4 protein-coding genes and 1 pseudogene are annotated in these 6,292 nt (G+C 67.6%); 2 read left to right on the forward strand and 3 right to left on the reverse strand.

Translation table 11 applies throughout. The features are described 5' to 3' along the window. From VD972_RS43400 to VD972_RS43410, 3 genes and pseudogenes are all read right to left on the reverse strand, one after another. A pseudogene (locus VD972_RS43400) lies at positions 1 to 341 on the reverse strand (hypothetical protein); the annotation flags it as partial. 157 nt (positions 342 to 498) lie between these two features. After that, a complete protein-coding gene (locus tag VD972_RS43405; protein WP_414654232.1) occupies positions 499 to 3,075 on the reverse strand; it encodes a serine/threonine protein kinase in 2,577 nt (858 codons plus the stop codon). A gap of 210 nt (positions 3,076 to 3,285) precedes the next feature. Next, complete coding sequence (locus VD972_RS43410) at positions 3,286 to 4,359, reverse strand: hypothetical protein (protein WP_324995649.1); 1,074 nt, start codon at positions 4,357 to 4,359, stop codon at positions 3,286 to 3,288. 90 nt (positions 4,360 to 4,449) lie between these two features. Between VD972_RS43410 and VD972_RS43415 the strand changes: the two genes are divergently transcribed. Beyond that, complete coding sequence (locus VD972_RS43415) at positions 4,450 to 5,487, forward strand: zinc-binding dehydrogenase (RefSeq protein ID WP_324995651.1); 1,038 nt, start codon at positions 4,450 to 4,452, stop codon at positions 5,485 to 5,487. Then, positions 5,484 to 6,292: glycerophosphodiester phosphodiesterase (locus VD972_RS43420; RefSeq protein ID WP_414654230.1), on the forward strand; the 809-nt coding region annotated here is incomplete at its 3' end. The genes VD972_RS43415 and VD972_RS43420, both read left to right, overlap by 4 nt.

Below are 6,292 nucleotides of genomic sequence, written 5' to 3' on the forward strand. Positions count from 1 at the left end.
TCGATGAACTTGTCCAGCAGGACGCTGGCCTCCGCCTCCCCCTCGCGCACGAAGTCCGCCAGGGCCTGGAGGATCTCGTCGGGCGCGGCGAGGAACATGTGGTGCAGCCGCAGCCGGTACCGTGCACGGTGACGCTGGAACGTGAGCATCGTGTGCGTGTTGTCGTGGATCTCGATCGCTACCTTCGCGCGCAGCCGCGTCCGCAGACGTCGCTCCAGCACGCGACGCCATACCTTCAGCAGCCGGTTCGGCTCAGGCGCCACCGGTTGCTGCCGCGCAAGCCGCGCAGCGGGATAACTCCGCTTGCTGACTACGTTTTTCTGACTGTTCGAGCGCGCCATGGGTCAGCGCGGGATTCTAAGAGCCGGTCTGACACCGTGTAAACGGATGCCTGGGAGCAGAAATCCTAGGAATTCCAACAACTTAGGAGCACTCTAACGTACTCCTGCCCACTTGTCCGGTCCTGGAGCGAACCAGCGCCTGTCACCTAAGCCCGCGTTATCTGGAGCTCTTCCTGCAGCGGATCTCGTAGATGTAGGGTTTCTTCCTACCCGCCTCCAGGCGCTTGGCATCACTGCCCTCGCGCTTGCGCTTGGGAGGGCACCACCACTCCACCACGATCTTGCCGGCGGGGAGGCTCAGCATCTTGTTGGGCTGGATCTTCTTCTTGTCCACGAGGATCACGGCGGTGTTCGTCTTGAACATCACCTCCGCGGCCGGTGTGCTGGGCACCACGGGCTTGGTGCCCCCGGTACCCGGGAGCGTTGAGGGCTTCGTCCCCGCCCCAGCCGTCGCTCCCTCGGTGGTCGGAGGGGTTGCCGTGTTCGCCGCGACCGCGGTGGGCCCGGTGGCGGTCGTCCCACCCGGCGGGTTGTCCGGCGGGTTCGCGGGAGCCGTGCCGGCGGGAGCGGCCGGATCCTGAGGGGAAGCAGGCGGGTTCTCGGCACCGGCTGCGGCAACGGCGCCGTTGGCGGGCGCGGCGTCAGGAGGATCGCTGGGAGTCGGCGCAGGCGGGTTGTTGGGCGTGGGAGGAGTGACCTGGCCTGGAGGAATCGCCGAGGCTTTGACAGGGACGATGGGCCCATCCGGCTGCGGTCCGCTCAGATCTCCAGGCCCCGGCGTGCTGGAGCTCAGCGCCAGGTAGAGCGCCAGCCCGAGGATGACCAATCCAACCACCGCGGCGGCTGCCATGATGATCCAGCGATTGCTCGACCCAGTGGGCTCGGACTCATGCTCGTAGCCAGCGGTGGACTCATCGTCCTCCCCATCCGGCGGGATGCCCTCTGTTGGATCGCCATCCTCGTCCAGCTCGGACACGCCCGAGTCGGAGTCCACGCGCGACTCTTCCTGGCGCAGCGCCTGCCGCTGCCGGGAGAGCCGCTGGCTCGACGTGGGCTGCGTCAGGGAGATGGACTCTTCGACCAGGCGCCGCCGCTGCCCCGTCGTGGAGGCGGTGACGGGTGGGTGCTGCGGGGCCGGCTCGCCCAGGCGCCGCCGCTGCCCCGTCGTGGGTGGCGTCACGGAGAAGGTCTCGGCGGGGCCCTCATCGGCCTCGGCCTCATCGAGCTCCTCCGGATCCCCCTGGTCCTCCCGCTCTTCCTGATCCTCCTCCTCGAGGAGCAGCCGCTGGTTCACCGTCGGCTGGGTCAACGAGATGGACGGAGAGGAGGGATCCACCTCGTCCTCCGCGAGCGGGCGGCGCGAGGGCGGCGTGCTCGGCCGGCGAGCGCGAGGCTCCGTGTCCCGCTCGAGCGGAGGGGTGATGCGCCGCGAGACGGGCGTCCCCGAGGGAGAGGACGAGCGCCCGCGGCTTCGCTCCTGCACAGTAGACTCGCCGGGCTCGTGCCTGGGCGGCACGAAGCCCACCGGCACGGTACCGATGGTGGTGCTCACATCGGCCTCGTCCTCGATGTCGCTCGTCTCGTCGATCTGGTCCTGATCGACTTCTTCGACCCCTTCGAGCTCCACGGACGGCGGGGACCTCTGCGCCAGGAGCTCGCGTGGCCGGGCCATCTGCGTGGGCGGCTCCGGCTCGCTGCCATAGTCCGGTGGTGGAGCGACACCTTCCCCCGTCGGGCGCCGCCCAGGCCGGGCGGTGAGCAACGGGGCCATCGGCGTGGTGGCGTCCTTGCGAGCGGCAGAGGCGATGGGAATGTGGAGGACGGTGCGCTCCTCCTCCTCCCCCATCAGCCGCGCGATGTAGTCCGAGATGTCCGTGCTCTGCTTGATCACCCCGGACGTGAGGAACGCCTCCAGGTCCGCCTGCACCTCCGAGGCCCGCTGGTAGCGCTGGCTGCGGTCCTTCGTGAGGCAGCGCATGATGATGCGCGACAGCTCGGTGGGATAGTCGTCCTTGAGCAGGTGCGGCGGCGACGGATCCTCGGAGCGGATGGCGTAGAGGATGCCCTCCGTCGTGGGCTTGGCGAACGGGCTCTTCCCGGTGGTGATCTCGTACATCATCGTGCCGAGCGCGAAGATGTCGGCGCGGTGATCCAGCTTGTCCTGGGACACCTGCTCCGGGGAGAGGTAGAGGAACTTGCCCTTGATGACGCCGGGCTTGCTGCGGTTGACGTAGGTGCCCGCCTTGGCGATGCCGAAGTCGACGATCTTGACCCGCCCGTCGTAGGCGATCATCACGTTCTGGGGGCTGACGTCCCGGTGGATGAGCTCCAGCGGGACGCCCTTCACATCCTTGGAGAAGTGCGCGTAGTCGAGCCCCTCGGCCACCTGGGAGCAGATGGCGGCGGCGACGCCGTAGGGCACGTTGGCGCCGAACTTGCCCTCCTCCTGCACCACGCGGCGCAGGTCCACACCCTCGACGAACTCCATCGCGATGAAGATCGTGTTGTCGAGCTTCCCCAGTTCGTACACCGCGACGATGTTGGGGTGGTGGAGCTGCGCGGCGATGCGGGCCTCGTCCAGGAACATCTGGACGAACTCAGGCTCCTCCGAGAGGTAGGGGAGGATGCGCTTGAGCACCACCAGCTCGGGGCTGGGCGGCTCTTGCGCAAGGAAAAGCTCCGCCATGCCTCCTACCGCGAGCCGCTTGATGAGGAGGTACTTGCCAAACGGGATGGCGGTCTGGGGAGAAGAGGAAGAAATGGGTATCCGCCGTGGCTGGATAGAGAAGGGTGGGCTCAGGCTTCATCAAGCCCGAGGTTTCCGGAGCTTACCCTCAAAAACGCGCTTGGTGGAGGCACTCACAATGGGGCCTTGGCGGCCCAGTCACAGGGGGCCCCCTCCCCGGGTGGGGAGGGGGGTCAGGCGGATGGCCGACAGGAGCGCTTACGGCGTGCCGACGACGCCCGGCAGATCGGTCGCACAGTCCTGCGGGTAGAGGACGTAGGTGGAGTCGTTGCTCGTGCCGGGCACGACGCCCGCGTCGCGCAGGGCGAAGTTGCAACTCGAGAAGGTGCCGCCGTCGGCGGAGGTGAAGCCGCCATCCGCACAAGGTACGAAGCTGTAGGTGTCCCACACCCCTCGGATGCCATTGGGGAAGCTGACGGTGCCGCCGTCATTGACGACATTGCGCCAGTCGCAGCGGGTGGAGCCGCCGTCGCGCGTCTCGCCAAAGGTCTTGTAGTTGTTCACCAGCACGCCGCCCGTCACCTCGAAGCCCAGGTGGACGCCGTTCTCCGGACTGTCCGGGCGCTGCTTGAGCGCGGGGGGGTTGGCGTTGGTGATGGAGACCGGGCCCGGGATGTGGATGCGGGCGCCGCCGTGGTCGGCGTTGGCCTTGGCCTCGCCGCCGTTGGCGTCGCCGAAGGTGGCTGGCACCGTGATGTCCTGCGGCACCGTGCCCGTGCCCGTCTTGGTGATGATCAGCCTGCCGGTGACACCCGGGACACCGAGGCGGAAGTCGCTCTTGAGGACGGGCCGGTAGGCATGGCGCGTCTCATCCGCGTCCGAGGCGATGGAGTTGTACTGCCGATAGAGGCCATCGATGGTCACCTCGTCGCCCACCTCGGGCCGGTAGTTCGTCGTGGCATCCGTGTAGAACTTGTCGACGTAGATGCCCTCCTTCGGGAAGCAGGGATCCACGGCCCAGAAGTAGGCGATGTAGTCCCCCTGGCTGCCCCGGGTGATGCTGTCAACGACCGTGACGACCAGGTGCTCCAGCCTCACGGCCTGGCCGCGAGTCCCCATGGCCCGGAGGATCCCGATGGGGCCACGGCCCTGGCTGTCAGCCGCCGGGCATACGCGCACGCCGCCATCCGGCTTCGTCCCTCCATCGTTCTGATTGCAGGCGCCGGTACATCCGTCCGGGCCTCCGTCGGGGACGGGCTCGTCGCGTCCGGAACAACCGATGATTGCGGTGGCGATGAGGACCGCCGCGCCGAGCGTGTTGCGCAGTGACATCACATTTTCTCCTATGGATTTTCCGGCGCCGCGCTCCGTAGAGTCCGGCCCCTCGATGATGACACATCTATAAGCGAATCCGAGGAGCTCATGAAGGCGGTGGTGTTCCACCAGCATGGGGACGAGCGAGCCCTGCAACTCACAGAGTTCCCCGAGCCCTCGGTAGGCGCACGGGATGTGTTGGTGCGGGTGAAGGCCGTGGCCCTCAACCACCTGGATCTCTGGGTCCGCCAGGGGTGGCCGGGGCTGAAGCTGGAGCTGCCCCACATCCTCGGTAGCGATATTGCCGGCATTGTAGCTCGCGTGGGGACGGAGGTGACGGATCTGGCGCCCGGCACCGAGGTCCTCGTGAATCCGGGACTGTCCTGCGGGGCCTGCGCGCGGTGCCTGAGCGGCGAGGACAACCTCTGCCGGAGCTACCGGCTCATCGGTGAGCATGTGCGTGGGGGCTATGCGGAGTTCATCTCGGTGCCCCGGCAGAACATCCTTCCCAAGCCCTCCCGGCTCACCTTCGCCGAGGCGGCCTGCCTCCCTCTCACCTTCCTCACGGCCTGGACGATGCTGGTGCACCGAGCCGAAGTGAAGCCGGGCGAGACGGTGCTGGTGCATGCGGCGGGCTCTGGCGTTGGCAGCGCGGCGGTGCAGATCTGCAAGCTGCTGGGAGCCAAGGTCATCGCCACGGCCTCTACCCAGGAGAAGCTGAAGCAGGCCCAGGCACTGGGCGCCGATCACGTCATCAACTATTCGGAGAAGGACTTCCTCGACGAGGTGAAGCGGATCACCGAGCGCCGGCTGGTGGACGTCGTCTTCGAGCACGTGGGCGCCTCCACCTTCGAGAAGAGCGTGGCGTGCCTGCCCTACGGCGGGCGGCTCGTGACGTGCGGAGCAACAGCGGGCCACGAGGTGAAGCTGGATCTCCGCGTCCTCTTCTACAAACGCATCTCCCTGCTGGGCTCGACCATGGGCAGCAAGGGCGACCTCTTCCGCATCCTCCAGCTCGTCGAGGAGGGCCGGCTCAAGCCCGTGCTGGATCGAACGCTGCCGCTGGCCGACGCGCCCCTGGCTCATGAGCTCCTCAAGAACCGGGCACATTTCGGGAACCTTGTCCTGCTGCCCCCATCCCCGTGATCCACCCATTCCTCCAGGGCCTGCGGCCCACCCTTCACATCTCCCACCGCGGCGGCGCCCTGCTAGCGCCAGAGAACACCCTCCACGCCTTCCGCATGGCCGTGGAGCGCTACCGCACGCAGATGCTGGAGCTCGACGTTCACCTCACGCGCGAAGGTGAGGTGGTCGTCGCCCATGACGCCTTCCTCGATCGCTGCACAGACGGTACCGGCCCCCTGGCCGAGCTCAGCCTCGCCGAGCTGCGACGCCTGGATGCCGGCTTCCGCTTCACCCCCGATGGTGGCCGCACCTTCCCCTTCCGAGGCCAGGGCGTGCGCATCCCCACCCTGCGCGAGGTCCTCCACGCCTTCCCAGGCCTGCCCGTCAACCTGGAGATGAAGCCGGAGACGCCGGGCACCGAGGACGTGCTCCACCAGCTCCTCCGCGAGGAGCACGCCCTGGAGCGCGTGTGCATGGGCAGCGAGCTGGACTCCGTCGCCGAGCGCCTGGTGGCTCGCATGCCGGATGCCTGCCACTTCTACCCGCGCGACGCCCTCGCCTCCTACGTCCTCTCCGTCCGAGGAGGCGAGCAGCCCCTAGAGGATCCGCGCTACACCGTCATCGACATGCCCCTGTACTTCGGTGAGGTGCGCCTCGTGGACGAGGACTTCCTGCGCACCACCACCCGCCACGGCAAGTGGGTCAATGTCTGGACCGTGGATGATCCCGAAGAGATGCGCCGCCTCGTGTCCGAGGGCGTCGGAGGTATCATGACGGACCGTCCGGATCTGCTGCGCCAGATCCTCGATGCTTCTCCCCTCGCACC

The organism is Hyalangium sp. (assembly GCF_035629615.1).
Lineage (GTDB): Bacteria > Myxococcota > Myxococcia > Myxococcales > Myxococcaceae > Hyalangium.

Excerpts from the sequence above, each read along its gene's own strand:
- VD972_RS43410 (WP_324995649.1), bottom strand. The coding sequence starts at position 4,359 with ATGTCACTGCGCAACACGCTCGGCGCGGCGGTCCTCATCGCCACCGCA.
- VD972_RS43415 (WP_324995651.1), top strand. The coding sequence starts at position 4,450 with ATGAAGGCGGTGGTGTTCCACCAGCATGGGGACGAGCGAGCCCTGCAA.